24 protein-coding genes are annotated in these 26058 nt (G+C 52.7%); 13 read left to right on the top strand and 11 right to left on the bottom strand.

Going from position 1 to position 26058, the window contains the following annotated elements; all coding sequences use genetic code 11:
* Positions 1-9: 9 nt before the first annotated feature.
* Positions 10-1479, bottom strand: a complete 1470-nt coding sequence (locus tag DYU11_RS07780; protein WP_119667088.1) for a hypothetical protein — start codon at positions 1477-1479, stop codon at positions 10-12.
* Positions 1480-1682: 203 nt separating this feature from the next.
* Between DYU11_RS07780 and dprA the strand changes: the two genes are divergently transcribed.
* On the top strand, positions 1683-2792 hold the full coding sequence (gene dprA / locus DYU11_RS07775) for a DNA-processing protein DprA (protein ID WP_119667087.1): 1110 nt from the start codon (positions 1683-1685) through the stop codon (positions 2790-2792).
* Here the strand turns inward: dprA and eutC are convergent.
* Positions 2725-3525, bottom strand: a complete 801-nt coding sequence (gene eutC / locus DYU11_RS07770; protein ID WP_119667086.1) for an ethanolamine ammonia-lyase subunit EutC — start codon at positions 3523-3525, stop codon at positions 2725-2727. The two genes, dprA and eutC, sit on opposite strands and share 68 nt — an antisense overlap.
* 141 nt (positions 3526-3666) lie before the next feature.
* Here eutC and DYU11_RS07765 point away from each other — a divergent pair, with 141 nt between their 5' ends.
* Positions 3667-3828: a lmo0937 family membrane protein gene (locus DYU11_RS07765; protein ID WP_119667085.1), complete on the top strand. Its 162-nt coding sequence runs from the start codon at positions 3667-3669 to the stop codon at positions 3826-3828.
* A gap of 47 nt (positions 3829-3875) precedes the next feature.
* Here DYU11_RS07765 and DYU11_RS07760 read toward each other — a convergent pair whose 3' ends face one another.
* Genes DYU11_RS07760 through fmt form a run of 3 tightly spaced genes read right to left on the bottom strand, consistent with a single transcriptional unit; the run spans position 3876 to position 5634 of the window.
* Positions 3876-4382 carry a dihydrofolate reductase gene (locus DYU11_RS07760; protein WP_119667084.1) on the bottom strand — a complete coding sequence of 169 codons (507 nt, stop codon included), beginning with the start codon at positions 4380-4382 and terminating at the stop codon, positions 3876-3878.
* 5 nt (positions 4383-4387) lie between these two features.
* Positions 4388-4663 carry a polysaccharide deacetylase family protein gene (locus tag DYU11_RS07755; protein ID WP_199736689.1) on the bottom strand — a complete coding sequence of 92 codons (276 nt, stop codon included), beginning with the start codon at positions 4661-4663 and terminating at the stop codon, positions 4388-4390.
* A 35-nt stretch (positions 4664-4698) separates the two neighbouring features.
* Positions 4699-5634, bottom strand: coding sequence for a methionyl-tRNA formyltransferase (fmt, locus tag DYU11_RS07750; protein WP_510186201.1), 936 nt, complete (start codon positions 5632-5634; stop codon positions 4699-4701).
* A 403-nt stretch (positions 5635-6037) separates the two neighbouring features.
* Between fmt and greA the strand changes: the two genes are divergently transcribed.
* The 3 genes from greA (at position 6038) to DYU11_RS07735 (ending at position 10871) form a co-directional block, all read left to right on the top strand.
* Positions 6038-6511 carry a transcription elongation factor GreA gene (gene greA / locus DYU11_RS07745; protein WP_119667083.1) on the top strand — a complete coding sequence of 158 codons (474 nt, stop codon included), beginning with the start codon at positions 6038-6040 and terminating at the stop codon, positions 6509-6511.
* 90 nt (positions 6512-6601) lie between these two features.
* On the top strand, positions 6602-6991 hold the full coding sequence (locus tag DYU11_RS07740) for an HIT family protein (protein ID WP_119667082.1): 390 nt from the start codon (positions 6602-6604) through the stop codon (positions 6989-6991).
* A gap of 172 nt (positions 6992-7163) precedes the next feature.
* Positions 7164-10871 (top strand): M12 family metallo-peptidase, encoded by a 3708-nt coding sequence (locus DYU11_RS07735; RefSeq protein WP_119667081.1) that lies wholly within the window; start codon positions 7164-7166, stop codon positions 10869-10871.
* Between the two features lie 16 nt (positions 10872-10887).
* On the opposite strand, the gene DYU11_RS07730 is transcribed toward DYU11_RS07735, so the two are convergent.
* Positions 10888-11892: an NAD(P)H-dependent glycerol-3-phosphate dehydrogenase gene (locus tag DYU11_RS07730; protein WP_119667080.1), complete on the bottom strand. Its 1005-nt coding sequence runs from the start codon at positions 11890-11892 to the stop codon at positions 10888-10890.
* A 342-nt stretch (positions 11893-12234) separates the two neighbouring features.
* On the opposite strand from DYU11_RS07730, the gene DYU11_RS07725 reads away from it, so the two are divergent.
* From DYU11_RS07725 to DYU11_RS07710, 4 genes are read left to right on the top strand one after another with little or no spacing between them, the layout of a single operon-like run.
* The gene (locus DYU11_RS07725) at positions 12235-12486 is read left to right on the top strand and encodes a hypothetical protein (RefSeq protein WP_119667079.1); all 252 of its coding nucleotides are present in this window, start codon (positions 12235-12237) and stop codon (positions 12484-12486) included.
* Positions 12483-12854 (top strand): type II toxin-antitoxin system VapC family toxin, encoded by a 372-nt coding sequence (locus DYU11_RS07720; RefSeq protein ID WP_119667078.1) that lies wholly within the window; start codon positions 12483-12485, stop codon positions 12852-12854. Before DYU11_RS07725 ends, DYU11_RS07720 begins: the two co-directional genes overlap by 4 nt.
* A gap of 6 nt (positions 12855-12860) precedes the next feature.
* Positions 12861-14387, top strand: a complete 1527-nt coding sequence (locus DYU11_RS07715) for a DUF3696 domain-containing protein (protein ID WP_119667077.1) — start codon at positions 12861-12863, stop codon at positions 14385-14387.
* Between the two features lies 1 nt (position 14388).
* Positions 14389-15321 carry a hypothetical protein gene (locus DYU11_RS07710; protein ID WP_119667076.1) on the top strand — a complete coding sequence of 311 codons (933 nt, stop codon included), beginning with the start codon at positions 14389-14391 and terminating at the stop codon, positions 15319-15321.
* A gap of 169 nt (positions 15322-15490) precedes the next feature.
* Here the strand turns inward: DYU11_RS07710 and DYU11_RS07705 are convergent, their stop codons facing one another.
* Together DYU11_RS07705 and DYU11_RS07700 are read right to left on the bottom strand one after the other, a co-directional pair.
* Positions 15491-16912: an efflux RND transporter periplasmic adaptor subunit gene (locus DYU11_RS07705; protein WP_119667075.1), complete on the bottom strand. Its 1422-nt coding sequence runs from the start codon at positions 16910-16912 to the stop codon at positions 15491-15493.
* A 75-nt stretch (positions 16913-16987) separates the two neighbouring features.
* Entirely contained in the window at positions 16988-18460 is a 1473-nt protein-coding gene (locus DYU11_RS07700) for a TolC family protein (protein WP_229365730.1), read from the bottom strand.
* Positions 18461-18543: 83 nt separating this feature from the next.
* On the opposite strand from DYU11_RS07700, the gene DYU11_RS07695 reads away from it, so the two are divergent.
* The gene (locus DYU11_RS07695; protein WP_119667073.1) at positions 18544-19335 is read left to right on the top strand and encodes an aminotransferase class IV; all 792 of its coding nucleotides are present in this window, start codon (positions 18544-18546) and stop codon (positions 19333-19335) included.
* On the opposite strand, the gene DYU11_RS07690 is transcribed toward DYU11_RS07695, so the two are convergent.
* Positions 19325-20020, bottom strand: a complete 696-nt coding sequence (locus DYU11_RS07690) for an ABC transporter ATP-binding protein (protein ID WP_119667072.1) — start codon at positions 20018-20020, stop codon at positions 19325-19327. The two genes, DYU11_RS07695 and DYU11_RS07690, sit on opposite strands and share 11 nt — an antisense overlap.
* A gap of 243 nt (positions 20021-20263) precedes the next feature.
* On the opposite strand from DYU11_RS07690, the gene DYU11_RS07685 reads away from it, so the two are divergent.
* From DYU11_RS07685 to DYU11_RS07675, 3 genes are all read left to right on the top strand, one after another.
* Entirely contained in the window at positions 20264-20962 is a 699-nt protein-coding gene (locus DYU11_RS07685; protein WP_119667071.1) for a head GIN domain-containing protein, read from the top strand.
* A gap of 105 nt (positions 20963-21067) precedes the next feature.
* Positions 21068-22195 (top strand): 5-(carboxyamino)imidazole ribonucleotide synthase, encoded by a 1128-nt coding sequence (locus DYU11_RS07680; protein ID WP_119667070.1) that lies wholly within the window; start codon positions 21068-21070, stop codon positions 22193-22195.
* Between the two features lie 202 nt (positions 22196-22397).
* Positions 22398-23612, top strand: coding sequence for a S8 family peptidase (locus DYU11_RS07675; RefSeq protein WP_119667069.1), 1215 nt, complete (start codon positions 22398-22400; stop codon positions 23610-23612).
* Positions 23613-23662: 50 nt separating this feature from the next.
* On the opposite strand, the gene DYU11_RS07670 is transcribed toward DYU11_RS07675, so the two are convergent.
* Positions 23663-25396 (bottom strand): GMC oxidoreductase, encoded by a 1734-nt coding sequence (locus tag DYU11_RS07670; protein ID WP_119667499.1) that lies wholly within the window; start codon positions 25394-25396, stop codon positions 23663-23665.
* 29 nt (positions 25397-25425) lie between these two features.
* Positions 25426-25965, bottom strand: coding sequence for a gluconate 2-dehydrogenase subunit 3 family protein (locus DYU11_RS07665; RefSeq protein WP_119667068.1), 540 nt, complete (start codon positions 25963-25965; stop codon positions 25426-25428).
* Positions 25966-26058 lie beyond the last annotated feature (93 nt).

Below are 26058 nucleotides of genomic sequence, written 5' to 3'. Positions count from 1 at the left end.
TCAGTTGATTTACCGGGGCAGTCCTTCGACAATAACGATCTGGCTGGCCTGGCGCTCGGTTCTACGCTTTGTGCCGCCATCGACACCGGCGTATTTTGCATCCGTCCAGGTGTGGGGCTGAATGCACAGCATGAAGGTGTTCGGGCGACCCGTTACGTCGGAGATGTCAACCATGGCACCGTATTCCCAGTCGCCGAATTTCGACGTCCCTCCTACGTTGTATTTGGCCGCATCCGGAGCCGTCCGGCGGTGATCCAGTTCCAGAATTTTGGTCATCGCACCCGTGGCGAGGTTGTACTGATATACGTACGAATCGTGCTTTTCATCCCCGTATCCGTTCGGATCTTCCTGCGTGTAGAGATAGTTCTTGGTTACGCAGATGTTGTCGACGTTCTGAAACTCCTTCGCAATACCGTTCCGGTCGTCGCCGTCCAGCACCACCTGAAGTTTACCCTTGAGGGGGTCGTTCGAGTCCAGCACCAGTTTGTACACGCGCCCGTATTTCGTACGTGAATAGTCGGCATTGGCACCGGTAGTCGCCTGACCCGTTACGTTGAAATAAAGCTCACGGCCTACGTTGTCTTTGCGGTAGTCGAGGTCTTCAACGCGGCCGAACTTCATGGCTTTCAGTTCGTTTACTTTGGCGTTGATCTGCGCTCCCGACAGGGTTTTATGATTTTCGATCTTAACGAATTCAACATCGTGTACATCGCCGGTCTTCATGTCCATCTCACGCTGGTTGTTATCCTTGCGCTTCAGCATGTAGAGGGAGCCGTTTTCCAGGTCGCCGGGGCGGTCGGATACGTACAGCGCCACCTGACCACCGTTGGTAGCCGAATCGTCGTCGCCGATGATGATCACCGTTTTGCCCGGATAAGCCGTCTTAGGTAGCGGCACCGCATTTTCGGCGCTCCAGCGGCCCAGCGCTTCAACTTCGCGCGTGATGGCTGCCTGCTGCGGATCGGCATCGACGCGTAGCGCGTGCGTACGCGACTCTTCACCGCTTTCGCCACAGGTCATGAAATACGGCCCGAATCCGTGTTCGACCGGTGTCACGAGCGTTGCCGAACACAGGCGCCACTGCCCACCGTCGGAGTTCAGTACGTATTCGCCCTTAACTGGCTTGAACGATTTGTCGAGCGTGATGCGCGATACAGAGAAGTTATCCTCATGGTTGACCATGATGGAGTAGGTACCATCCGGGTTCTGGAACATACCGGCTCCGTCGGCCGAGCCACCAAAAACGAAGTTAGGCGACTGTTCGAGTCTGTCGTCACTGCTGATGAGTGAATAAATCTTGATGGCGTCGGCGTTTAACCGGCCGCCCGCTCCGGCAATTGGCCGAACCAGCGCCGGCGTCACGGACGTGTTCTGGAGGGTGATCGGTGGACTATTTGGATCGCGGTGATCCGTGCAGGCCGCCATCGCCATCAGCGATAAAGCGGTAGTCGTTGAGAGTAAACGTGTGCTACGGTACATAGCTGGTATACGTATGTGAAAAGTTTACACAAAGTAACCCAGCACCCATTACCTGAATATTACACCAATGTTACATGACTGCTAAAGTTGGCGAGTCGCTTATAACAAAAAAATTACATGTGTTTACTTGCATAAAATAACGCCATTCATAAAATCACTAAACTTGCATTGGCTTACGTTCGAGCCACATTACCCACCGATTCGTGACTGATTCTTTACACCCCATTGCCCTGACCCTCGCCCCCGGCGTGGGCAGCATCCTTATCCGTCAGCTTGTTAGCTACTGCGGCTCAGCGGCCGATGTGTTTCGCTCGTCGCCGGCCAAACTCCAGAAGATTCCAGGCATCGGCGAGGTGACGGCCCGCGCCGTTCTCAAACCCGGCCTGCAGGCCGAAGCCGAGCAGGTGCTTCGCCGGCTGGAGCAACTGAACGCCCGAGCGCTGTTCTACACCGATGCCGGTTATCCGTCGCGCCTTAAACCGCTCTACGACGCGCCCGCCCTGCTGTACTATCGGGGCCAGGGCGACCTGAACGCAACCCGAACCATCGGGCTGGTAGGTACGCGACAGGCCACTGATTATGGTCGGCGCATCACTGACGAGATCATCCAGAGCCTGGTGCCTTACGGGGTCAGCGTCATCAGCGGGCTGGCCTACGGCATCGATGTTGCCGCCCACCGCGCCAGCCTGCTCAACGGCCTCCCTACCATCGGCGTGATGGCCAGTGGACTGGATGTTATCTACCCGGCTGTGCACCAGAAAACGGCGCAGGAGATGCAGGAACAGGGCGGATTACTGACCGAGAGCATTCCCGGCACCAAACCCGACGCCCACCTGTTTCCGGCCCGTAACCGCATCATCGCGGGCCTGAGCGACGCCATTGTGGTGGTCGAAGCTGCGGCCAAAGGCGGGGCATTAATCACGGCCGAGTACGCTAACAACTACCATCGCGACGTATTTGCCGTACCAGGTCAGCTCACGCAGACGTTCTCGCAGGGTTGCAACAAGCTGATTCGGGAGAACAAAGCGCAGATTTACACCAGCCCGCCCGATCTGATCGAAGCCCTCAACTGGGATCAGCCTGCGGTCAGTGAACCACGCAAACAACAGGCCCCTGCCCTACCGCTCGACATCACGGAAGAGGAAAGTCAGATCGTGGCGCTGCTGCGGCAAAGTGCCGATCTGCATATTGATGAATTAAGCTGGAAGAGCCAGATTCCGATGGGTCGACTGGCATCGGTGCTGCTCAATCTGGAGTTTCGGGGGTTTGTGCGCTCACTGCCCGGGAAGAAATATCAGGTAGTGTATGCATAGGCATCTCGTCTTTCAGGTCCACCCCCGACAGGCGCCGGATGCTCATCTCGGTCAGCAGATACATCAGCTTCCGGACGGCAAAGTCGTACGGTAATCCTTCGGGCCGGATGTTCGACACGCAGTTCCGCGATTCGTCGGTCAGGCCGGGGCGCGGTCGGTACGTCAGGTACGCGCCCAGGCTATCGGGCGATGATAATCCCGGCCGTTCGCCGATCAGCACAACTACCAGGTCAGCGCCCAGACCGTGGGCAATCTCATCGCCAATGGCAACGCGCCCCTGCTCAACCAGACACAGCGGCACAAGCCTCCATCCAACTCGCTGGCTTTCGGCAACTAATCCCGCCAGAACCGGCAGCGCGTGGCGGTTCACGGCCGTAGCGGAGAGCCCGTCGGCCAGCACAAGGCTCAGCGAAACGTCTGAGTGTTGCCCGGCACTGGCCCGGATCAGTTCCGCCGACCGGACATCGAGCCGCCGGCCCAGGTCGGGCCGTTGCAGAAATTGACGCCGGTCGGCAGCCTGACTATGGAGCCGTAATGCCCCGGCCTGCACCTGGTCCAGTTGATTGCAGAGCGTTTCGGTGTCCAACTGCGAATACACAGCATCACGGGCGCAGGCATGATCGAGCTGAAAGTTGAGCAGAGCCCGGGTGGGCAGACTGTGCCCGGTGCGGCCCTGTGCAATGCGGGCGGCCGTATGGGTTCGTAGAAATGCCCAGGGATCGTTATGAATCATGCCACGTCATTAAGTACATTAATGCCTTGTACTATTAGACAAAACCATACATTTAATAAGTTACTGAACCATTTTGCAACATACTGCCAGCAAGATAGTTAGAGAGTCGAAACTGTGCACTCAACGTTTCACAAAACAACAATGGGCAATTTACTATACACCATCGCAGTCATTCTGATCATCATCTGGCTGCTGGGTTTCCTGGGATTCAATAGCTTTGGACTGGGAGGCCTTATTCACATCCTATTAGTTATTGCAATCATCGCCGTGGTGCTTCGTCTGATTCAGGGACGAGGTATATAGCCCGGTAAACGTAACGAGAAAGCCGGTCTCCCTGGGGCCGGCTTTTTTCATGCCACGGTGGTCGGTTTCCGTTCGTATTCCACAAAATCAAAGGCGGCTTCATGGCGCTCATCGGCGGGGTGATGCTGTCGGCTTACTTCCTGCCAGTCGGCCCGGTCAAACTCCGGGAAGTAGGAGTCTCCCTCATACGCCTTCTCAATTTCGGTGATATAGAGGGTCGTAGCCATCGGCAGCGCCATCCGGTAAATCTCCGCTCCCCCAATGATGTAAATCTCCTGATCATTGACTGCTTTTGCAGCGTCTACGGCTTCTTGCAGCGTGTGCACAATCGTAACGCCCTCAGCCGTGAAGTTCTGGTCGCGGGTCAGGATGATATTCGTTCGGTTGGACAGGGGTTTGCCGAGTGCTTCGAGCGATTTGCGCCCCATGATGACCGGATGGTGGCGGGTTTTTCGTTTGAAAAACGCAAAGTCGTCGGGCAGGTGCCAGGGCAGATCGTTGTTTCGACCAATGACCCCGTTCTGCGCAACGGCTGCTATCATACTGATTTTCATATACGTTATCGCTTTGCCTGACTTTTCGCCCGGCGGTTGCTTAGTTCGTGCCAGGTCGTAACAATAATACCTTCCTGCTCCACAAAGGCTTTCAGCGCCGGGTCCATCATGGCCAGCATATCGCCCCGGCGGGTTGGCCCCGAGCCCGAAATGGATGTGAACGAAGGGCCGGCATCCGTAGCGTGCAGAATAATGTACGTAATACCCGGCCGGCACCGTTTCAACAGGGTGATGAACTGTTCGGTTTTGTGTTTACGCAGATTTTCATCGGTTACAGGCACACCCGCGGGCAGATTCCAGTCGTAGCTAGCTATGACTAAAGCCGATTACCCCGCAAAAACTCCTCGGCGGTCATGCGTCGTTTGCCTTCGGCCTGCAACTGATCAATGGACAGCCAGCCATCGGCCACCCGAACTAAAATAACCTTCCTGGTATCGGTATAGAGTTGACCCGGCTCAGCCGAAACAGCGGCATCACCGGTTGGCTCAGTAGCCTCCGACACCCCGTAAATTTTGAAAAATTTCTCGTTCAACATCGCCCAGGCCGACGGGTACGGCGTCAGCCCCCGCACGAAGTTCCGCACTACGTCGGTCGGCTGATTCCAGTTGATTTCGGTATTGTCGCGGTTCAGTTTCGGGGCCGGTTTCAGGTCCGTAGCGGTCGGCTGCGGAATCCGTGGGTACTCTCCGGCCTCAATGGCGTCGACCGTTTTACGTACCAGGTCGGCTCCCCGCTCCATGAGCCGGTCGTGGAGCGTACCGGCCGTATCGTCGGGCTGAATAGGCTCATGATCCTGGAAGATCATCTGCCCCGTATCGATTTCCTTCTCGATAAAGAACGTTGTAGCGCCGGTTTCGGTCTCGCCGTTGATGATGGCCCAGTTAATCGGTGCGGCCCCTCGATACTGCGGCAGTAGAGACGCATGGAGGTTAAACGTACCGATGGTCGGCATGGCCCACACCACCTCGGGCAGCATCCGAAACGCTACGACCACCTGCAGATCGGCCGCGTAGCTACGTAATTGCTCCAGAAATTCCGGATCGCGCAGCTTTTCGGGTTGCAGCACCGGGATACCAGCGGCTTCGGCGGTTTTCTTAACCGGCGACGATACCACCTGCAGTCCGCGGCCTGAGGGTCGGTCGGGAGCCGTAACGACGGCCACTACGTGTTTGCCCGCGTCGATGAGCCGCTGCAAACTGGCAACGGCAAAATCGGGCGTACCCATGAAAATAATACGAAGAGCCATACTTATCAGGACCCGGCTGCTGACTATGCGGTACACCCAGTTTTGATCATTCGACCGTCTTTGGTATACTCTCCAGTGGCCAGCAACCAGCGTCTGGTTAACCGTTTCCTATGTTTTTGCGTCGTTGGCCGGTAGTGTATTGTCAACGCACGGAAGTATTATTATTTTTGTCGCAGACTTACGAACGGCCGGGCGCTCAAAACGTCCGGCTATCGTTTATGCGAAGATCGAACGATCCATATTACCGACTGGTCCGACGACGATTCTGACGTAGCTGCAAAGAAAACCCTTTTTGGTTGCAGAACGGACAGTGTGCCGTTCTTTTGTTTTTTACGGGCTTACGCGCAGTAACCGACGACGGGAGGGCTCCTAAACCAATGTGAAAAATTTGTAACGAGTAAGTAAACTCATGGGAAAGATTTCGTATTACACCGAAGAAGGACTCAATCGGCTCAAAGCGGAGCTGAATGATCTGAAAACCAAAGGCCGGGCCGATATTGCCCGCCAGATTGCCGAAGCCCGCGATAAAGGTGACCTCAGCGAAAACGCTGAGTACGACGCTGCCAAAGACGCGCAGGGGCTGCTGGAACTTAAAATTTCAAAATTGGAAGATATCGTCGCCAACGCCCGTATTCTGGATGAATCGACCATTGATGCCTCGCAGGTGTCCGTACTGTCGACGGTGAAGATCAAAAACACGAAGAACGGTGCCGAAGTGACCTACACGCTGGTATCGGAAGAAGAAGCCGACCTGAAAACCGGCAAGATTTCGGTGGGTTCACCGATTGGTAAAGGCCTGCTGGGTAAAAAAGTAGGCGACAAAGCCGAAATTAAAGTGCCGGCGGGTGTTATGGAATTTGTCGTAGTTGATATAGGCCGGTAAGCGCATAGTTTGAGGTTTGTAGTTCGTAGTTTGAAGTTGTAGGTGTCTGCATTAACTTCAAACCACAAACTACAAACCTCAAACCACAAAATGCCTTCAATATTCTCCCGAATCGTTGCCGGTGAGATTCCGGCCCACAAGATTGCCGAAACCGACGACTACCTCGCCTTCCTGGACGTAATGCCCACCACGACGGGTCATACGCTGGTTATCCCGAAGCAGGAAATTGATTATCTCTTTGCTCTGGACGATGACTTGTACGCGGGCCTGATGGCCTTTGCCAAAAAGATCGCTCCAGCCATTGAAAAAGCCATCCCCTGCAAGCGAATCGGCGTGGCCGTAATCGGGCTTGAAGTGCCCCACGCCCACGTACACCTGATTCCGCTCAACAGCATGGCCGATATAAACTTTAATAACAAGATGAAACCGACGCAGGAAGAGTTGGCCGAAACAGCGGAAAAAATCAGATTATTCCTGTAAAATAACCGTAAAAAGACCCGGTACAATGCAAAAGGACACCCAGATCTGGGTGTCCTTTTGCATTGTACCGGGTCTTCCGTCCTACTAGCTACCGAACGATAAATGCGTGAACGGATCGTTGAAATCTTCTTTACTTTCGTTACCTATCCGTTACCATATCCACACCCATACTATGACTCTCTTCTACCGACTGGCTTTGCTGGGCCTGTTCTCTTTTTTCTGGCTCAACACATCCGCCCAGAACCTCCTGCCCTGCGGAGTAAACGACCGCGTCCTGCCCGACAGCACCGTGCGGCTGATGGGTCGGCTCCCTCAGTTGATGGCCCAGCAGCGCGCCCGTAAAGCGGCCGGCGAACGAAACATCTGCCGGGTAGCTGTTGAAATTGATTCCGACACGTACGTAGAGTTTGACAAGGACACCAATCGAATCAAGAGCTTCTTTCTGGACAAGATCGAACAAACGTCGCGTATCTACGAACGCGAGATCAACACCCAGCTGGTCGTCGTTTTCTTCCACATCTGGAAAGACACCGAACCGGACCCGTACAAAGGCAAAGAGAATCTGTATGATTTATGGCCAATTATGGATCGCATCTGGACCACTACTACTCAACTCCGGCAGGTTCCGTACGACAAACGCATTTATTTCATTACGAAGCAATCGTCGGGCGCGGGCGGACTGGGTTCGTTGGGTGGTGCTCAGATTATTTCGGCTAACCAGGGTGATCTGAACACCATTGCCCATGAGTTTGGGCATACGTTCGGCTCACCCCATACCCACAACTGCTCGTGGCCGGGTGGTCCAATCGATTTCTGCTCGACGGTCGAGGCTACTAACACCGGCGATTGTTACACGGGCTCGCTCCAGACTATTCCCGGAACGATTATGAGCTATTGCGGCTCACTGCTGACGTTCCATCCGCTGTGTCAGACGCTGATGACCGATCATGCCGTCAGGAATTTTGCGAAGGTTACCTCCGCGCCTACCGTTCCGGCTCTGCGCACGCAGGAAACCCTGTACGGTACGCCCTTTTTGACCTGGGCGAGTGCGCTGGCCGCCAACCGCTACGACATTGAGGTTGCCACCGATGCGAACTTCGCCCAGAAAATCGTCAGCGATACCGCCAGTGTCAACGGCTATCTGCTCAGCAAATTATCGCCGGGACAGACGTATTACGTTCGGGTCCGGGCCAGTAACTCGTTTGGTACGTCGGCCTGGTCAGCAGCCGGCCAGTTGCAGCTTGCCCCAACAAACACAATTGCAGCTCCGCTTCTGCTGTCTCCAACCCCCGATCAGCGGTTCTCGCTCAACCAGGGCAATCGGCAGTTTTCGGTGCAGCCGGTCGATGGAGCAACAAACTACGAAATTCAGATTACGGACGGCAATGATGAGCTATTCAAATACCCATCCACCGATACGCGTCCACAGGCAGCTTTCTCGGTCTCAAATTACCGGTTCGGCGTTGTTCGGTGGCGGGTTCGGGCGGTGGTCAACGGTCGACCGGGCCCGTGGTCGGCGCCGGGCCGTTACCTGGTGAATCCGGAGCCGTACTACCTCATATTCCCTTTCTACAATAATGCAAGCGACCTGGCTCCGCTGACGGTCCCGTACCTGTATTATACCACAACCGGCCAAAGCAGTCGGGTTGTTGCTACCCTCGCTACCGATTCGTTATTCACTAAGCCTGTGTATACCAAGTCGTTTACCGGCAGTTATACGTATTCGGGTCTGCTTGAGAAATTGTCGCCCAACACAACCTATTACCTGAAGCTGGAGGAGTTTAATACTGAATTAGCCACCCGCCCTGTAGGCTTGCTGACCCGGCTGGTGCAGTCGTTTCGGACGGGTTCGGCGACGGTTTCGGACCGGTGGGCGTTTGTGGGTAGCTCAACCATGCCGACCTGGCCGCAGGGTACAGCCTATGGGCCGGTCAGTTCAGTTGGCAACAACATCTGGTACAGTAGTTCCAATGGCCTTACCCGCATCACGCAGGACAGCCTGAAATTGACTATGTATGACCGCAATGGCACCAGTGGTAAGGTCGGGAACAGTTCCCTGGCTCATAGCGTCGATGGCTCGGGCAACGTATGGGTAACCAACCGGGTGTCAATCAATATTTTCAAGGACGGCTTCCCGCTGGTGTTCAACCAGTTGGGCAAATTATCGGAACAGGACGGTGCCCTTACGGAACGGACTACCTTTACAACGGGTAAATACGGCATTAACCGCTTTAATGCGAATCCCAAGCTGTTTATTAGCTATAACGGGTTGCAGGAGCAGAAAGGCGATAGCTTAACCAGTCTGTATGCGCTGCCCTCGAATCGAAGCATAAGCCGAACGCTGGTCCAGGCTGGTGCTGTCTGGTTTATCAGTAACAACCCGGACCAGAGTGTCGACGAACTGATCCGGGTTGACCTCGTTACACGAACCACCCAGACGTTCAGCAATAGCAACACCCCTCAACTGGGCAGATACCTGCTCGGTATGGCTGTCGACGGATTAGGAAACCTGTGGGTGTCGCAGTCGCATACTACGTTCCCCTTTCCAGCCCTCGCCCGCTTCAACGGCCAGTCGTGGACGACGCTGACCAGTCCGGCCATCCCGATTTCGTACGCCCTGAATCTAACCAACGACCCGCAGGGAAATCTGTATGTGATCAATAACTCAGTACCCCGCACCTTATACCGCTATAATGGCACTACGTGGCAGAAACTGGCCGACATGCCGTATTACACTAACCTGGGCGATATGACCGCCGATATTCACGGCAACGTGTGGTTTGGCGGGCCCTTCCAGTTGCTCCGGTACACAGCCTGCGCCAACGCACCGAAGCCTACGCTGTCGACGACTAAACAGACTGTTGAATACGGCGAAAGCGTAACGCTACAGGCCGCCGGGTGTACGGATGTTGTCTGGTCATGGACCAGTGAGGCCGAAACGGTCACGAATCGGCTGGTACGTGGATCGAACCGGCTGGTGGTCAAGCCCGAGGCTAACACGACGTATCGGAGCAGCTGCTACACGGGTAGCTGCGCCGGCACTGACACTACGCTCAGCATCACGGTCAATCCCCGGCTGTCGCTTTCCCGACTGAACAAGAGTACCTACTGCCCCGGCGACTCACTGGTTGCAACCTACAGCTTGCTGGGTAAAGCCGGGGTTGGCAACCAATATGCTGTGATCGTCAAATCGGGCGGGCAGACGACCCGGTATACGGCCGCTACCCGCACGGCAACGGTAGCGACTGTGCTGCCGGTTACGCTGGCTCCCGGTCGCTACGTAGTATACCTGGAAGCTACCCAGCCGGCCCTGCTTAGCCGCGACTCCATCCAGATTACGGTATCTGCGTTACCCACGGCCGAACTGAGCAGCAACAAGCCGACGTTCGTACTGGGCGACAGCGCCCGGGTTTCCGTTGCCCTGACCGGCGCAGCCCCGTGGCGATTTACCCGCTGGGATAATCAAAGCATTCAGACGGCCACTTCGCCTTATACGACGGTGCTGAGGGCCACGCAGCCGACGAATTACAGCCTGACGCTTACAAACCTCAGTGATGCCAACTGCGCTAGCGGAACGGTTAAGAATTCGGTCGTTGTCAGTGCGCTGGCTCTGGCCAACGAACCCCTGACCATCAAAGGCCTTTCGGTGTTTCCAAACCCCACGACGAACCGGCTGATTATTGAACTGACTAGTTCGGCGGCCCCCCTATCATCGCTGCACCTGAACGACACCCAGGGCCGGGAAGTCCGCCGACAAGCCATTGACCAGCGGCTTCGGCGAGCCGAATGGGACATTAGTACGTTGCCCACCGGCCAGTACATTCTCCGGATAGAAACCACCGACGGCAAGCAGGCCATCTGGAAAGTAATGAAGCAGTAAACGAAACGTGAAGCGGCTAGTTCAACAGCCGCTTCACGCCTTCCATCTCCAGAGTAGGCGAAGCCCGTTCGTACAAAATGTTGTACACGGCGTCGGTGATGGGCATGTGGACCCGAAACTGCTGGTTGATGGCGTGGATGCTTTTAACGGCGTAGTAACCTTCGGCGATCATGTTCATTTCCATCTGCGCCGACTGAATGGTGTACCCCCGCCCGATCAGCGTCCCGAACGTACGGTTCCGGCTGAAAGGTGAGTAAGCCGTCACGAGCAGATCGCCGAGGTAGGCCGACCCGCTCAGGTCGCGGTGCTTTGGGAAAATGGCGTCGACAAACCGCTTGATCTCCTGCATCGCGTTAGACACCAGTACGGCCTGAAAGTTGTCGCCGTAGCCGAGTCCGTGGGTGATACCGCAGGCCAGCGCGATGATATTTTTCATGACGGCGCTGTACTCGATCCCGTAGATGTCATCCACGCTTGAAGTCTGCACGAAACGGCAGCTCAGCATAGCGGCCACTTCGTCGGCACAGGCTACGTCCTGCGAGGCAATGGTCAGGTACGATTGTTTTTCGAGGGCCACCTCTTCGGCATGGCACGGCCCGGCAATCACGGCAATGCGGTTGGCCGGCACGTCGTATTGTTCCCGCACCCAATCGGTCACGAGCTGATTGGCCGACGGGATCATGCCCTTGATGGCCGAGATAACGCACTTGCCGGCAAAATGCTCAGGCTTTATGCCCGACAAGGCATCGCTGACAAACGCAGCCGGGACGGCCAGCACAACGTAATCACTATCCCGAAACGCATCTTTGATCCGGGTGCAGACCTTCACCTTCCGGGTGTTGATCAGCACATCACTAAGGTAGCTGGGGTTATGACCAAACTTTTTGATGTGTTCTGCATCCGACTCCTTTCGAAGCCACCACTTGATGCTGATGTTATTTTCGGAGAGAATTTTAATGAGCGCCGTGGCCCAACTCCCCCCGCCCACCATGGTCAGGCGGACAGGATTTTGTTGCTTCATGTGGTGAATTACGCCAAAAAGCAGGAAGTGGAAAAATGATTAGCGCGTTTGGCTACCGTAATTCTCCGTGGCCTGTCGCAAGATTGTCTGGATACGTCCCTGCAAAACAGCCTGGCTAACGACTACGTCTTTACCGAACTCCAGTATATGAGATTTCGGTTCACGATTCAACTTCACGGGGCAGCAAGTTCAATACGACGCTGCTCAACTCTTGGACGCCTACCAGTGCACCCAGGTTGAACTATCAGTACATAGGCATAACGCGAACGCGGGAACGGCTGGTGTTGGCGGGGTAAATGAGATTTTATGTATTTTGCAAATAGAAGTAAACCTGATGTAATTATGCCAATCTACTCCGTCGAAATTCTGAATCCAAAAGCAATAAAGCTGCTGGAAGATCTGGCTGATTTAGAATTGATTGCAATCAAACCGCGAACGCCGATGGCAAATCAGGCTCCATTGAGTAATAAGGAACGAGAGGAAGCTCGAAAACGAGTAATGCAGGGTAGTCCCAATCTGGACCTTGACGCTATGCTTGAACACCTGCATGAGTCACGCCAGGACCGTAAATTACCATTTCGAGACGAAGAATGAGAATACTTGATTCTAATTTGGTCATATATGCAGCAAAAACGGAGTTTTCTTTCCTTCGTCCGCTGATTTTGGATAAGGCATCGTGTGTTTCAATCATAACAAAGTTAGAAGCGTTAGGCTATCGTAATCTAACCAATGATGACAAAGCTTATCTGGAGGGTGTCTTCAAAACGACAACCGTGCTGGCAATTGACGACACCGTAATTGATCAAGCAATCTTGTTACGCCAAGCCAGAAAGATGTCGGTTGGCGATGCGATTATAGCGGCTACCGCCCTGCTAAACGACTTTGACTTATACACTAACAACGCCGACGATTTCTCTCACATCTCCGACCTAACGGTCATTAATCCATTCATTAGCAAATAAAATAATATGCCACACCTCTCCGGTTTCGGTTTAGAAAATTTCCGCGTATTCAAAGAGTACACCTGGTTTGATTTTGCGCCGATTACGTTGTTGGTAGGGCCTAATAATTCAGGGAAGAGTTCGCTACTTAAGGCGTTATTACTGCTTAAAGACAATTACGAAAAAAACATATTACCCTTAAGAAATGACTCCTTAGGCAACAGTTTTCTTACTCTTGATGGTCACATCCATGGTTTATTCAATACAAATTCAATAAAAAGCCGTAGTATCGATAATGATATATTCACATACTATCTACCAACCAGCCCACTTAATTTTATAAATGACAGCGAACCACTATCAAGATTTATCAACGAAGTAATAACTAATAGCACCTATATTGGAACACCCCCTCTTCGAGAAGGATTTTCATTTCGTGTTTTTAATAATCGACTTGAAGCTTTTAGTAAAAGCCTTTACACAGGAAAAAGAGAATTAATTATCAAATTTTCACCTGATCATATTTATTTTAATCCAATAATATTTGACCAGGAAGTAAAAAAGAGCTATTGTTTAAAACCATACTTTGACCAAAACAATATTGAGTATACTGGCATCGAATTAAACATTGAAATAGATAAAAATGCCTTATATGAAGAATATAAAAGCTTGTTGTCATTTTATAAAGTTGACTTAAATGGAATAATAAATTGGTTTTTAACTGTTGGATTTGACGTAGACAATTCTGCAAAGATGGCTTCTCTTGTAGAGACTACTATGGCGAAATTTGTCGAAACACAAGTTCTAAATGCATATAATAATGATGATATAGCATTAAAAGAATTATACTACTTCACTACTCTAAGGAAACAGACGAAGAGTTATTACAGCGAGGAAGATAAAGATGAAATTATATATCTTTTTAAAAATTTCACACAATATCAACACTTTCAAAACGAACATAACGATATGCTTAACTTTTTTAGTGAAATACTTGACATTAAAGGCACAATTAATTTAACTCATGATAAAGATAAAGAATTATACTTCCTCACATTAAATGGACATCGATTAAGAGATTTTGGATTTGGCTACAATCAAGTTGTATCACTGATCATTTTGTTCGCGGTCAAGGCTATGGAAAATTATGATTACGTTAAAGAACATAAGAAAGGTTATTATGTGATCAATTCTACACTTCTTCTGGAGGAGCCAGAAGCTAATCTACATCCTAAACTTCAGAGTTTATTAGCGGACTTGTTTGCGCAGGGAGCATCTCGCGGGGTCCATTCTATCGTTGAAACCCACTCAGAGTATATTATTCGTAAACTTCAATACTTAACTGCAAAAGGCACAATCAAGCCGGAAGATACAGTCATTTACTATTTTAACGATCCAAACAACATACCACCCGGTGAGAAGCAGGTGAAAAAGATAAATATACTTGAAGATGGCAGTTTGTCCGATGATTTCGGGCCGGGGTTCTTTGATGAAGCTGCTCATTGGGAATTAGAATTACTTAAGTTAAAGCGTAATAAAAGTCGCCATAACTGATATGAAAGTGTATGTTAACTTAGCTTTCCTTGAGAACCTATTTCTGTACGAAGAGCAGACCGACCGGCATTTCTATATTAAAAATTTGCTAAAGAGTTCACGTTCAAATGTTGAAGTAATCGTTGATGTAGATATTGATGAAGCCTATAACGATCCGGCTAAGCGCGACGTAAAGACCTTACTCCGACAGATTACGCAAAATATCACGGCTTCAGACTTTACATTTTCTACAGCCTGTCAAAACCAAGCGTTCCATGAAACAGGTGAACCAAGATTATTCTTTATCGATGGGTTATCGCTAACTATTGACGAGCAATTTGGTTGTTTTTATGTTTCAACAGATTGTTTGGAAAAAGCAGATTTTTTGTTTTACGCAGAAGAATTACGTATTGATCGTATTCAACGGGATTGGTCTATTTTAAATAAAGTTAAGCATCCTTGCAATGCACTTGTGTTAACTGACAACTACTTATTTTCTAATGACACAAACCTTGAAAATATCAAGTCAATCTGTGCTAATCTTATGCCAAGCTCGTTAGCAGAGGGATTCAGATTTGATATCACGTTGATTGGATACGATTCTAAGAATGATTTTCGCCCTATTCAAGGACAGTACGATAACTTAATGACTTATTTCAAAACTACGTTTCCTTATCCAGTCAACTTAACAATTATTAGGGAAGCATATCATGACCGCTATGTCTTTACTAATTATTATCGAATAGCTTCCGGTAAAGGCTTTGCCTTGTTTAAAAATGGTCGATTGTCAGGTAACGATGAGACAACTCTTAATTGCAAGTCGTTAGCTTATGAAGGTCGTTTGTCATCAACATATCAAACTCGTAATGAAGAGTTGTTAAAGTGTCAGAAAATAAATCAGGCTGAACGAGTTAAGGAGCGGCTTGCAGGGAGCAGAATAAACCGTCTATTATAATCAACTGGTCGCTTGTCCCACTCTCACAAACTCTTCAAACCCTTCCCGCATCACGATCCTAGCTATAGTAGGCGTGTAGGCGACCATGAGCATCTTAGTGATTTGGGATTCCACTTAAATGCGTACGCCCGGCGAGTTAACCGGGCGTTTGTTCCGACGAAGGCAGACGCTATTCTTCAGCCTCTTCTTTCTTTTTCTGTTTGTTCGGATCGCGTTTAACCACCAGATCACCGTCTTTCAACCGTTTGGATACCACCAGGAACGGTCCGGCTATTACCTGTTCACCGGCTTTCAGACCCGATTTAATTTCAATGTTGTCGAAATCACTGATGCCGGTTTTCACTACGCGCTGTACGGCCTTTCCGCCCTGATTGACGAATACGATTTCCGTAATCTGCTGCTTCTTTTCGGCCGACGCTGGCGTTTGATTCGCTGGTTTGACTTCCTCGTCATCCTCGTCGGAACCGGCCTGCGTAGCGGCATCGGCTCCACTGGCACCCCGGGTCGTCACGGCCGCGATGGGCACAGCCAGCACCCCGTTCTTCCGGTCCGTAATAATCTCGACGGAGGCCGTCATACCCGGCTTGAACGGGTACCCTTTCTTGTCTTTTTCGGCCAGCAGATCGCTGTAGGAGTTATTCAGAATCTTCACCTTGACTTCAAACTCAGTGACGGCGTCCGTCGACAGCGAGGCTGCGGCCGTACCCGACGAACTGGCCAAACCGTTGGCGGTGTTGGCAATTTCCGTCACAACGCCTTTGAATTTCCGTCCCGCCGTTGTGTACGAGTCCACTTCAATGTCGGCCGTATCACCCAGGTTTACCCGCACAATGTCGTTTTCGTTGACGTTGACGCGCACTTCCATGTTTTGAAGGTTGGCGATCCGCATCAGTTCGGTACCGGCCATCTGCGACGTACCGACAACGCGTTCGCCAAGTTCGATGTTCAGTTTGGAAATGGTACCGCCAACAGGCGCGTAGATGGTGGTTTTGCGCAGGTTTTCGCTGGCGTCGCGCAGACCCGCTTCGGCACTCTGGATGTTAAACTGCGCAGCCCGTACGTTGGCCCGGGCCGCTTCAACTTCCTGCTTGGCTACATTGTAATTCGCTTCGGCGGTTTCGAAGTCGGCCGAGGAGATCACCTTATCAGCAAACAGTTTACGGTTACGCTCGTAATCGGCTTTGGCCCGGATTAAGCGGGCTTCCGACTGAGCGACCGACGCTTTCGACTGCTCAAACTGCGCCCGGCTTTGATTGACCGTTGCCCGTGCCCGCGACATCAGCGATTCGTAGTTATCGGGACGGATCCGGCACAACAGCTGCCCGGCTTTAACGGGATCGCCCTCATTCACATACAGCCCAATAATCTCTCCCGATACGTCGGGGCTGATTTTAACTTCTACTTCAGGCTGCACCCGCCCCGAAGCACTGACTCGCTCGGTAATGTCGGTTAGCTTAGCTACTGCAAAATCTACTTCGGTTGATTTAGGCTTGCCGATGATACCAGCCTGCTTGGCCGCTACCAGTCCCACAATGAGCACTACCACCACTCCGCCTAATACCCACCAGATGCGGTTCGACTTACGTTTCATAGGTTAGAGAATTGGGCGAACAAGACCACGAAAGTAACGGGCTGTCCCGTTTCTCCCAATTCCCTTGCTCACCCCTTAAAACGATAACGGTTTATTTTGGTAAAAATCTAAAATTTTGGTTCGGAAAACATAATCATACTTGGCCTGCACAAGACTGGCCCGCGCGCGATCGATGTTCGATTTCGCTACGTTATAGTCTGTTGCGTTAATAGCGCCCGCATTAAGCCGGCTTTCGGCTACCTGGAAGGCGCGTTCCAGCGAAACAACCGATGCCTGGGTAGCCCGGTACCGGTTGGCCGACGCCCGCATGTTCGTATAGGCCGTTTCAATATTCTGACGCAGCTGCAACCGGATATTTTCTGCCTGAAGCTGCGCATTCAGTTGCTGAATCTTGGCAACCCCCACCCGGTTTCTGGCCTGGAACCCATTGACAATCGGCACCCGCAGACTCAACGTAGCCGACCGGTTCAGGTTATTCGTCAACTGGTCGACATACGGAACCTGCGCCCGGGTCGAACGCGGAATCGGGCTTACAACGGGCAATCGCTCGTTGTTCAGAATAACAAACTGACCGCTGGGCTGAAGGCTGATGTTGGTCGTATCAATAGACGTAGTACGGGTCGCCGTACTGGTAAACAATGTATTCAGGTTGCCATTAACAGAAAGAATCGGGTAAAAGTTAGCCCGGGCCGCCTGCACGCCGGCTACGGCACTTTTCACCCGCAGTTCGGCCCCCTGTACGTCAGGCATATTGTCCAGCGCAATTTCATAAATCTGCTGGGGCGTTGCTTCATAAGGAGCAACCGACGGATCTGGCACGGCTACCGAAACCACGTCGATGGGCTGTCCCAGCGGCAGGTTCATGGCCTGCAGCAACGCCAGCTTAGCCAGATCAATCTGGTTCTGGGCGTTCACAATCGCCACCTCGTCATTCGCCAGCTGCGCCCGCACTTCAAACAGGTTCGCTTCGGGCACGGAGCCGGCGTTAACCAGCCGCTGCGTACGATCCAGTTGCGCCTGGGTAGCAGCCGCCTGTTGCTGCGCCACAATCAATTGCTCCTGACCCGTCAGAACGTTAAGATACTGCTGCACGACGTTCAGCGCCACCGTATTCTGCGTTGCTGCCAATTCTTTCTGGCTGGCCTGCAGCGCCAGGTCGTTCTGCTTGACGGTGTTCCGCAAAAAGAAGCCGTTGAATATAGTAAAGCCACCGCTCAACCCGTAGTTGCTGGTATTAACCGTCGACTGCGGAATAACGGCGTTGGTAAACGGGTCAATCTGACGACCACCACCACTCAGCGACTGATTAGCGACAAAACTGGCCGTCGGCAGCAGGTTATTCCGGGATTGCCTCAGTTGCAGATCAGTGTTTTCTATGGTCAATTGCCCCAGGCGAACCTGAATGTTATTTTTCACGGCAATGTCAACACACTGTTCCAGGCTCAGGCGATTAGAGGTATTGGGGGCAGGTTGAGCTACTGCTACCGTTAAGCCAGCACCCAGCAGCCAGGCAGTCATCCAACCTGATCGTTTCCACGCAACGAACATAATACGTCGTGTTTTGATGTTTCAATGTTACAAAGTAAACTTCGGTCAATCTACCGTTTTAGGACAAACGGTTAAAAAAAAGCATGTATCTGGTCTATAATTCGGATATAATTAACCAGCAGACGTTTCAGCTTCTGCCCGACAACCGGGCGTTTCTGTACGGCGACGGGTTATTTGAAACCATCCGGTACGAGTCGGGCAGGCTGTGGTTCTGGGCCGACCACCTCGACCGGCTGACGAAGGGCATGGCCGCCCTGCAGTTGTCTGAGCCGGCGGCCGGGCTTGAGCAGTTGTCTGAACAGACCCTTGATCTGATCAGACGGAATGGGCTGAGTATGCAAGCCGCACGGGTCAAAATCCAGGTCTGGCGCCGTCCCGGAGGGCTCTATACGCCAACCAGCAACGAGGTTGACTGGCTCATCACCGCCCAACCAGGCCAACCGTTTATGCTTACGGCTAAACCCCGCATTGGCATCTATGAGGACGTACGGCTTTCGGAATCAGTGATTTCGGCGTTTAAAACTCTCAACGCGCTCCCGTACGTGCTGGCGGGTCTGCATCGGCAGGCGCATAAGCTGGATGATGTCGTCCTGCTCAGCACCGACGGTTCCGTTGCGGAGTGCGTAGCGTCGAATCTGTTCTGGTTCCGGAACGGGACGTTGTTTACCCCCTCCCTGCACACCGGCTGCGTAAACGGCATTGCTCGTCGGCAACTGCTGCGCGCATGGCCCGACACCCAGGAGGGGTTGTTTCCCCCCTCCCTCGCCGAATCAGCGGATGTTCTTTTTGCGGCTAACGCAATCGGGATTCAGGTCTTCAGCGGACAGTTTGACAGCGCGCAAGCAGCGGAGATCCGACGGATTTTTACGAGTTAAGCACCGCTTTTTCCGGTTCGAGCCAGCCGTCTTTCAAGGTCAGGATGCGGTTGCCGTAGCCAGCGTTCACCTCCGAGTGGGTTACCTGAACGATCGTTACGCCGTCTTTCTGGTTCAGTTCCCGGAATAGCTCCATAATATCGCGGGCCTGGTCTGAATGCAGATTGCCGGTCGGTTCGTCGGCGAAAATGACCTTCGGGTTAGCGGCCAGCGCGCGGGCAATGCCTACCAGCTGCTGCTGGCCTCCCGAGAGCTGCGTCGGGAAGAGGTCTTTCTTAGCCACCATATTGAACCGGTCGAGGAGTTCGGCCACCCGGCTTTTCCGTTCCGACCCGCTCAGGCCCTTATACAGCAACGGCGTCTCGATGTTTTCGTAGACCGTGAGTTCGTCGATGAGGTGATACGCCTGAAATACGAAGCCGATTCGGGTGCGGTGCAGTTCGGTCCGTTTTTTCTCCGACAGCTTCTGCACGGGTTCATCCTGAAACAGGTATTCGCCTTCCGATGGCTCCTCAAGCAGCCCCAGGATGTGCAGCAGGGTTGATTTACCCGATCCCGACGGACCCATGATGGAAATAAATTCCCCCTCAGCAATATCGAGGTTGATGTTGCGAAGGACGTAGACCCGTCCGAATCCGGCCGGGTAAAACTTTGATACGTTGCGAAGCGAGAGTAAAGTAGACATGCGCAGGTAGTTCGTGTATAGACTGTTTCGGTTAAGAGGACAGCAAATGAGCTGTCCAACCTTCGACAACCCTCGTGCCAGCCTTGTAAGTCACTATCTTACAATAATTTACAAAAGTATAAAAAATAGGCTCGTCCGCTGCCGGACAGGGCGCTGTTCAAAAGCGGACATTTTTTTCGGCTCCCCGTGCAACGTGACCGGCTTTTTTAGCATCTTCCAGACATCTACCCAATCAACTACCGCATGAAATCAATCACTCTCCTGTTTCTACTCCTTCCGGGGTTGATACGTAGCGACGACACGTGGCGGAAAGACCGGCCTGTTCCGGGTTTCACCGGCCTGCACGTCAGCAGTGGTATCGATGTATATCTCCGTCAGGGCAATACCGAAAAACTGACTTTCGATGTCAAAGGAGCCGAGGAAGACGAGGTCCGTTCGGAAGTAAAGAACGGCATTTTATTCCTATCTATCGACCGCAAAGGGTCGATGGGTTTCAACTTTGGCCGCAACCGCTACGTGAAAGCCTACGTAACGGTCAAACAACTAACTGAGTTGAAGGCAGGTGGAGGCTCCGACGTGCTTGGCGAAGGCAGTCTTTCGTTTCGAAACCTCGATCTGGATGCATCGGGTGGCTCTGATGTTAAACTGACCCTGAAAGCCGATGAGCTGAACGTAGCGGCTTCGGGCGGTGCCGATGTCATCCTGCAGGGCTCCGTGCGCAAGCTGAATGCCGACGGTTCGGGCGGTTCCGAACTCGACGCCCGCAAACTGACTGCCGACGTCTGCAACGCCCGCTCGACCGGCGGCTCCGACGTGTACGTCAACGCGACCAAGGAACTTACCATGCTGGCTACCGGCGGCAGCGACCTGTATTACTACGGTCCGGCCAGGATAGTAGCGAAGAAGGAATCTGGCGGCTCAGATATTACGCGGAGGGATTAATTTGTGAGTTATGGTTTGTAGTTTGTGGTTTGTAGTTAGAAGTTTGCACCATGAAGTGAACGGCACCCTGACCGTTTACCTACAAACCACAAACTACAAACTGTTTTGACACCCACGATTGGTATTCTTGGCGGAGGCCAGCTTGGCCTGATGCTTCTGCAGGCATCTATCGACTGGAACCTGCGCGTTCATGTTCTCGATCCTGATGCAGACGCGCCCTGCCGCCATCTTTGCTCACAATTCACCCACGGTTCGCTGACTGATTACGATACGGTATACCGGTTTGGCCAGGCCGTTGATGTGTTGACCATCGAGATTGAGCGGGTCAATGTCGACGCCCTCGATGCCCTCGAACGGGAAGGCAAGCGGGTGTTCCCCCAGCCGTCGGTTATCCGGACTATTCAGGACAAGCGGTTACAGAAACAATTTTACCGCGACCACGGCCTGCTTACGGCTGATTTTATCCTGACCGAAAACCGCGCTGACGTAGCTAAATCAGCCGATTTCCTGCCTGCCTTCCACAAACTGGGCCGCGACGGTTACGACGGACGGGGGGTGCAGCGTATTGCGTCCGTGGCTGATGTCGAAAAAGCGTTTGACGCGCCGGGCGTGCTGGAAAAAGCCGTTGATTTCGAAAAAGAGCTGGCGGTCATCGTAGCCCGCAACGAACGGGGCGACGTCAGTACGTTCCCGACCGTCGAGATGGTGTTTCATCCTGAACTGAATCTGGTCGAATACCTCTTTGCACCAGCCGATATTTCAGCTGCAGTGAATGAACAGGCGCAGAACATCGCCCGCCGAACTGCCGACGCCTTTGGCATTGTGGGGCTGCTGGCGGTTGAACTGTTCCTGGATAAAGCAGGGAATGTGCTGATCAACGAAGTCGCGCCCCGCCCCCACAACAGCGGCCACCACACCATCCGGGCCAACGTAACGTCGCAGTTTGAACAGCACTGGCGGGCCATCCTGAACTATCCCCTCGGCGATACGACTTCCTACCAGCCGGCCGCTATGGTGAACCTCCTGGGCGAAGACGGCCACACCGGCCCCGCCCGGTACGAAGGCCTGGAAAACCTGCTGGCCCTGCCGGGCGTATTCCCGTTTTTCTACGGAAAGGCCATAACCAAGCCGTTCCGGAAGATGGGCCACGTAACGGTCATGGACACCGATCTGGAACAGCTTCGCGAAAAAGTGGCTATTGTTCGTGAACGCATCCGCGTAGTCAGCAATTAACTCATCTGTTTAAGTAACAACTTTTGGGTAAAGTTATTATTTGCAATAAGCCTTTACTAATCAATAGTTTACCTCTATAGATTACAGATTAAATTACTGTGAAAAGTCTATCCAGCACGGTTGTATAAATTCGTTGTTAGCACGATTCTTATTAATTTTCAGCATCATATTTAAACGAGCCACCGTACACATATCCGAAACGATGTTTACTAATTTATTGTCAAAAACAGCCTCCATACTGTTTGTTTGTGCCATACTACTTTTTGGCTGCCGGTCTTCTAATCCGGTTACTGATCTGACCACCCCCCTAGCTATTAAAGATCAGTATATCGTCACACTTAAAGAACTTCCGTTTGGTAACGCCCGGCTATCGGGGACCTACGAGGATCGTGTTTCGGTCATGCGGCAACAGGCCACCCGCCTGCTGAGCCAGATCAAGCTTAAACCAGCCCTTGTTGAGCAGGTATACACATCGGTTATGACAGGCTTTTCGGCCCGGCTTACTGCTGAACAGGTTGAACAGCTTCGGCAAAGCCCCTACGTCGCCAGAATTGAGTCAGACCGGCTTATGGTGACAACGGAGCCAACACGTATTGACGAAGCCGGTGCCCGGTCGTCGGCTAAGCAGGAGGTACCTTGGGGCATCACGGCCGTGGGTGGCCCAACCAGCTACACGGGCAATAACGTAGCCTGGATTGTCGATACGGGAATCGACCTCGACCACCCAGACCTGAATGTAAATGCCAGTCGCGGTAAAAATTTTGTAACATCCGGCCAAGGGTCTACGTCACTGGACGACAATCATGGGCATGGCACTCACATGGCGGGAATTATTGCGGCCAAGAATAACACGTACGGTGTTGTTGGTATTGCTGCGGGCGCTACCGTAATTCCGGTTAAAGTGGGTCACCGCTTCACGGATATCACGCTTTCTACCTTTATTGCCGGTATCGATTTTGTTGCTGCCAACGCTAAAGCGGGCGACGTAGTTAATTTAAGTGTCGGCTCGGAGAACGCGGCCCCCGCTGATGAGGCCGTTTTGCGTTTAGCGCAGTCGGTAAACGTTTTCATTGCTATTTCAGCCGGAAATACCTACAATGTAACAGATGCCAACTTGTTTTCACCGGGGCGGGTGAACGGCCCGAATATTTTTACCGCATCGGCCCATGACAATAAGGGCGTTTTTGCTAAAGTATCCTGCTCAGGAAATCCACCGATCGATTTTGCTGCTCCGGGCGTAAGCATTAAATCAACAGTGCACAACGGCAACTATACCTTTTTCTCGGAAGGAACGTCAATGGCAACGGCCCACCTGTCGGGTATTTTGCTCGCCAACGGTGGTAAAATCTACGGAAAAGGCTTTGTTACCGGCGACCGGGATGGCAAGCCGGATCCGAAGGCATCGCGCGTTCCTTAACCATCAGACAGTCAAGCGCCCGCAACGTTGCGGGCGCTTGACTGTCTACACTACAAATTTCCCTTCCGCAGCTCTTTCACGGCGTAATTGGCCGCCCGCGCCGTAATGGCCATGAACGTCAGCGACGGGTTCTGGGTCGAGGTCGACGTCATGCAGGCCCCGTCCGTCACGAACACGTTTTTGCAGGTATGGAACTGGTTCCACTTGTTGAGCAGTGACGTTTTGGGGTCTTTACCCATCCGGACGCCCCCCATCTCATGGATATCCAGGCCCGGGGCTTTTTCCGGCACATCATGGGTCTGGATGTTGATGAAGCCCGCAACGGTCAACATTTCGGTCATCTGCTCGTGGAAATCACGAATCATCTTCTCGTCGTTATCGTCGTAGCCAACCGATATCCTCAACTGCGGAATTCCCCACGGATCGGTCAGATTTGAGTCCAGCGTTACGTAGCTGCTTTCTTTGGGGATCGTTTCGCCCATCATCCACGAGTTGACGCGCCAGTTACCATATTTGGGCTGCATCAGACTGGCTTTCAGTTCTTCACCTACGCCCGACGTATCGGCACTTGTCATACGCGAAGAACCAAACCCGGCCGCGTAGCCCCGCAGAAACTGGGACGCCGGACCGGTCGTTTCCTGCTTGAATACGTTGCGGAACCGCGGAATATAGCTGCTGTTGGGTCGAATGCCTTCGGTGGTCGACTCCAGCAGCCCTTCGTACTCGGCCGAAATGGTTGTGCGGAAATTATGGAACGCCATGTATTTCCCCAGCAGACCGTTATCGTTGCCCAGTCCGTTCGGAAACCGGTTCGATCTGGAATTCATCAGAATCAGGTTGCTGTTCAGGCAGGCCGCATTGACAAAGATGATCCGGGCGTAGTACTCCGTCATCTGCTTCGTATGCGCGTCGATGACTCGCACGCCAGACGCTTTGTTTTTCTTTTCATCGAAGATGATCGAATGCACAACCGAATCCGGCCGGAGCGTCAGCTTACCGGTTTTAGCCGCCCAGGGCAACGTAGAGGAGTTGCTGCTGAAATACCCGCCGTATGGGCAACCCCGCTGGCACAACGACCGATTCTGGCACTGCGCCCGGCCCTGCTGATAATGAATGGGCTGCGGCTTGGTCAGGTGCGCGCACCGGCCGATGATGACCGGCCGCGTTCCGTTGTAGTGCTTCGCCATTTCATTGGTGAAGTGCTTCTCCACGCACGATTGCTCATGGGGCGGCAGGAATTCGCCGTCGGGGAGTTGCGGCAGGCCGTCTTTGTTGCCTGAGATCCCGGCGAACCGTTCGACGTGGCTGTACCAGGGCGCGATGTCGGTATAGCCAATCGGCCACTCCACCGCGAAACCGTCGCGGGCGGGGCCGTCGAAATCGTACTGCGACCAGCGCTGCGTTCCCCGTGCCCACATCAGCGATTTTCCGCCCACGTGGTAGCCCCGAATCCAGTCGAACGGCTTTTCCTGCACGTAGGGATGCTCGGCGTCCTTGACGAAGAAATGACTGGCGTCCTCCCGGTTCGCGTAGCAACGGCTGGCAATCGGGTTGGCGTCCCGGTATTCTTTAGAAAGCTGTCCACCGTGCGGAAATTCCCACGGCTGCATCATCGTGGTCGGGTAGTCGGTGATGTGTTTCACGTCGCGACCACGCTCCAGTACGAGCGTCCGCAGTCCGCCTTCGGTCAACTCTTTAGCCGCCCAGCCGCCACTGATCCCCGAACCAATCACGATTGCGTCGAACGTACGCGCTTTAACTGAATCTATGTTTAGATAAGCCATTGACATCTTGGAAAAAGTGGGAAACCAACTTACCGGGTACCGTTCACGGCAATTTTCTGCACCGGCACACAGCCGTGGTAGAAACCGGGCGCCATCACATACTTCTGCACATTCACCAGATAAAACTCAGAGTTTGTGTACCCCCGGATCGTCAACCCTTTAACCATGTCGACGAACGGTTTGCCAACGGGATCGGTCGAAGCCGCCAGTCTGGTCAGTACGTCTTTCCGCTGGGTCGCATCGCACTTCATAAACCCTTTGCCGTGCGTCTGCTGAGCGGTGGAATCCATCAGCGCCAGTCCCTGCTGCAACATAGTCTGCGCTGACGGATCGTAGCAATCCCGAATCATGCGCAACGCAAACTGGTGTACCCCGAGTGCTTTGGCTCCGGGCGTATCGGTTTGCGGAATAAAGGTTTCGACCAGTTCGCCCAGTAGCGCTTCTTCGTTGAGCGCTACGGTCGATACCCGTCCAATCGATTCAGGTGTCCAGCCGGAGGCCCAGGCGGGTAGGCTCACCAGCCCGCCAACGCCGATGGCCAGATTTTTCAATACGGATCGTCGCTGCATAATCAGGTACTACTATTTGTTACGCTTGAGTTATTGAAAAGACAGATACGCTATCGTTTCTACTAATACATATAGAACGCTGATGGTCATGAT

Origin of the sequence: Fibrisoma montanum, from assembly GCF_003583365.1 — a bacterium.
In the GTDB taxonomy this organism is placed as follows: Bacteria; Bacteroidota; Bacteroidia; order Cytophagales; family Spirosomataceae; genus Fibrisoma; species Fibrisoma montanum.
Note: the sequence above shows the minus strand (reverse complement) of the source record. Positions and strands in the feature narration are given on the sequence as shown.

Bases quoted from the DNA above. Each gene is read 5' to 3' on its own strand.
- DYU11_RS07780 (WP_119667088.1), bottom strand. From the start codon at position 1,479: ATGTACCGTAGCACACGTTTACTCTCAACGACTACCGCTTTATCGCTG.
- eutC (WP_119667086.1), bottom strand. From the start codon at position 3,525: ATGATTCATAACGATCCCTGGGCATTTCTACGAACCCATACGGCCGCC.
- DYU11_RS07765 (WP_119667085.1), top strand. From the start codon at position 3,667: ATGGGCAATTTACTATACACCATCGCAGTCATTCTGATCATCATCTGG.
- DYU11_RS07760 (WP_119667084.1), bottom strand. From the start codon at position 4,382: ATGAAAATCAGTATGATAGCAGCCGTTGCGCAGAACGGGGTCATTGGT.
- greA (WP_119667083.1), top strand. From the start codon at position 6,038: ATGGGAAAGATTTCGTATTACACCGAAGAAGGACTCAATCGGCTCAAA.
- DYU11_RS07740 (WP_119667082.1), top strand. From the start codon at position 6,602: ATGCCTTCAATATTCTCCCGAATCGTTGCCGGTGAGATTCCGGCCCAC.
- DYU11_RS07735 (WP_119667081.1), top strand. From the start codon at position 7,164: ATGACTCTCTTCTACCGACTGGCTTTGCTGGGCCTGTTCTCTTTTTTC.
- DYU11_RS07730 (WP_119667080.1), bottom strand. From the start codon at position 11,892: ATGAAGCAACAAAATCCTGTCCGCCTGACCATGGTGGGCGGGGGGAGT.
- DYU11_RS07725 (WP_119667079.1), top strand. From the start codon at position 12,235: ATGCCAATCTACTCCGTCGAAATTCTGAATCCAAAAGCAATAAAGCTG.
- DYU11_RS07720 (WP_119667078.1), top strand. From the start codon at position 12,483: ATGAGAATACTTGATTCTAATTTGGTCATATATGCAGCAAAAACGGAG.
- DYU11_RS07715 (WP_119667077.1), top strand. From the start codon at position 12,861: ATGCCACACCTCTCCGGTTTCGGTTTAGAAAATTTCCGCGTATTCAAA.
- DYU11_RS07710 (WP_119667076.1), top strand. From the start codon at position 14,389: ATGAAAGTGTATGTTAACTTAGCTTTCCTTGAGAACCTATTTCTGTAC.
- DYU11_RS07705 (WP_119667075.1), bottom strand. From the start codon at position 16,912: ATGAAACGTAAGTCGAACCGCATCTGGTGGGTATTAGGCGGAGTGGTG.
- DYU11_RS07700 (WP_229365730.1), bottom strand. From the start codon at position 18,460: ATGTTCGTTGCGTGGAAACGATCAGGTTGGATGACTGCCTGGCTGCTG.
- DYU11_RS07695 (WP_119667073.1), top strand. From the start codon at position 18,544: ATGTATCTGGTCTATAATTCGGATATAATTAACCAGCAGACGTTTCAG.
- DYU11_RS07690 (WP_119667072.1), bottom strand. From the start codon at position 20,020: ATGTCTACTTTACTCTCGCTTCGCAACGTATCAAAGTTTTACCCGGCC.
- DYU11_RS07685 (WP_119667071.1), top strand. From the start codon at position 20,264: ATGAAATCAATCACTCTCCTGTTTCTACTCCTTCCGGGGTTGATACGT.
- DYU11_RS07675 (WP_119667069.1), top strand. From the start codon at position 22,398: ATGTTTACTAATTTATTGTCAAAAACAGCCTCCATACTGTTTGTTTGT.
- DYU11_RS07670 (WP_119667499.1), bottom strand. From the start codon at position 25,396: ATGGCTTATCTAAACATAGATTCAGTTAAAGCGCGTACGTTCGACGCA.
- DYU11_RS07665 (WP_119667068.1), bottom strand. From the start codon at position 25,965: ATGCAGCGACGATCCGTATTGAAAAATCTGGCCATCGGCGTTGGCGGG.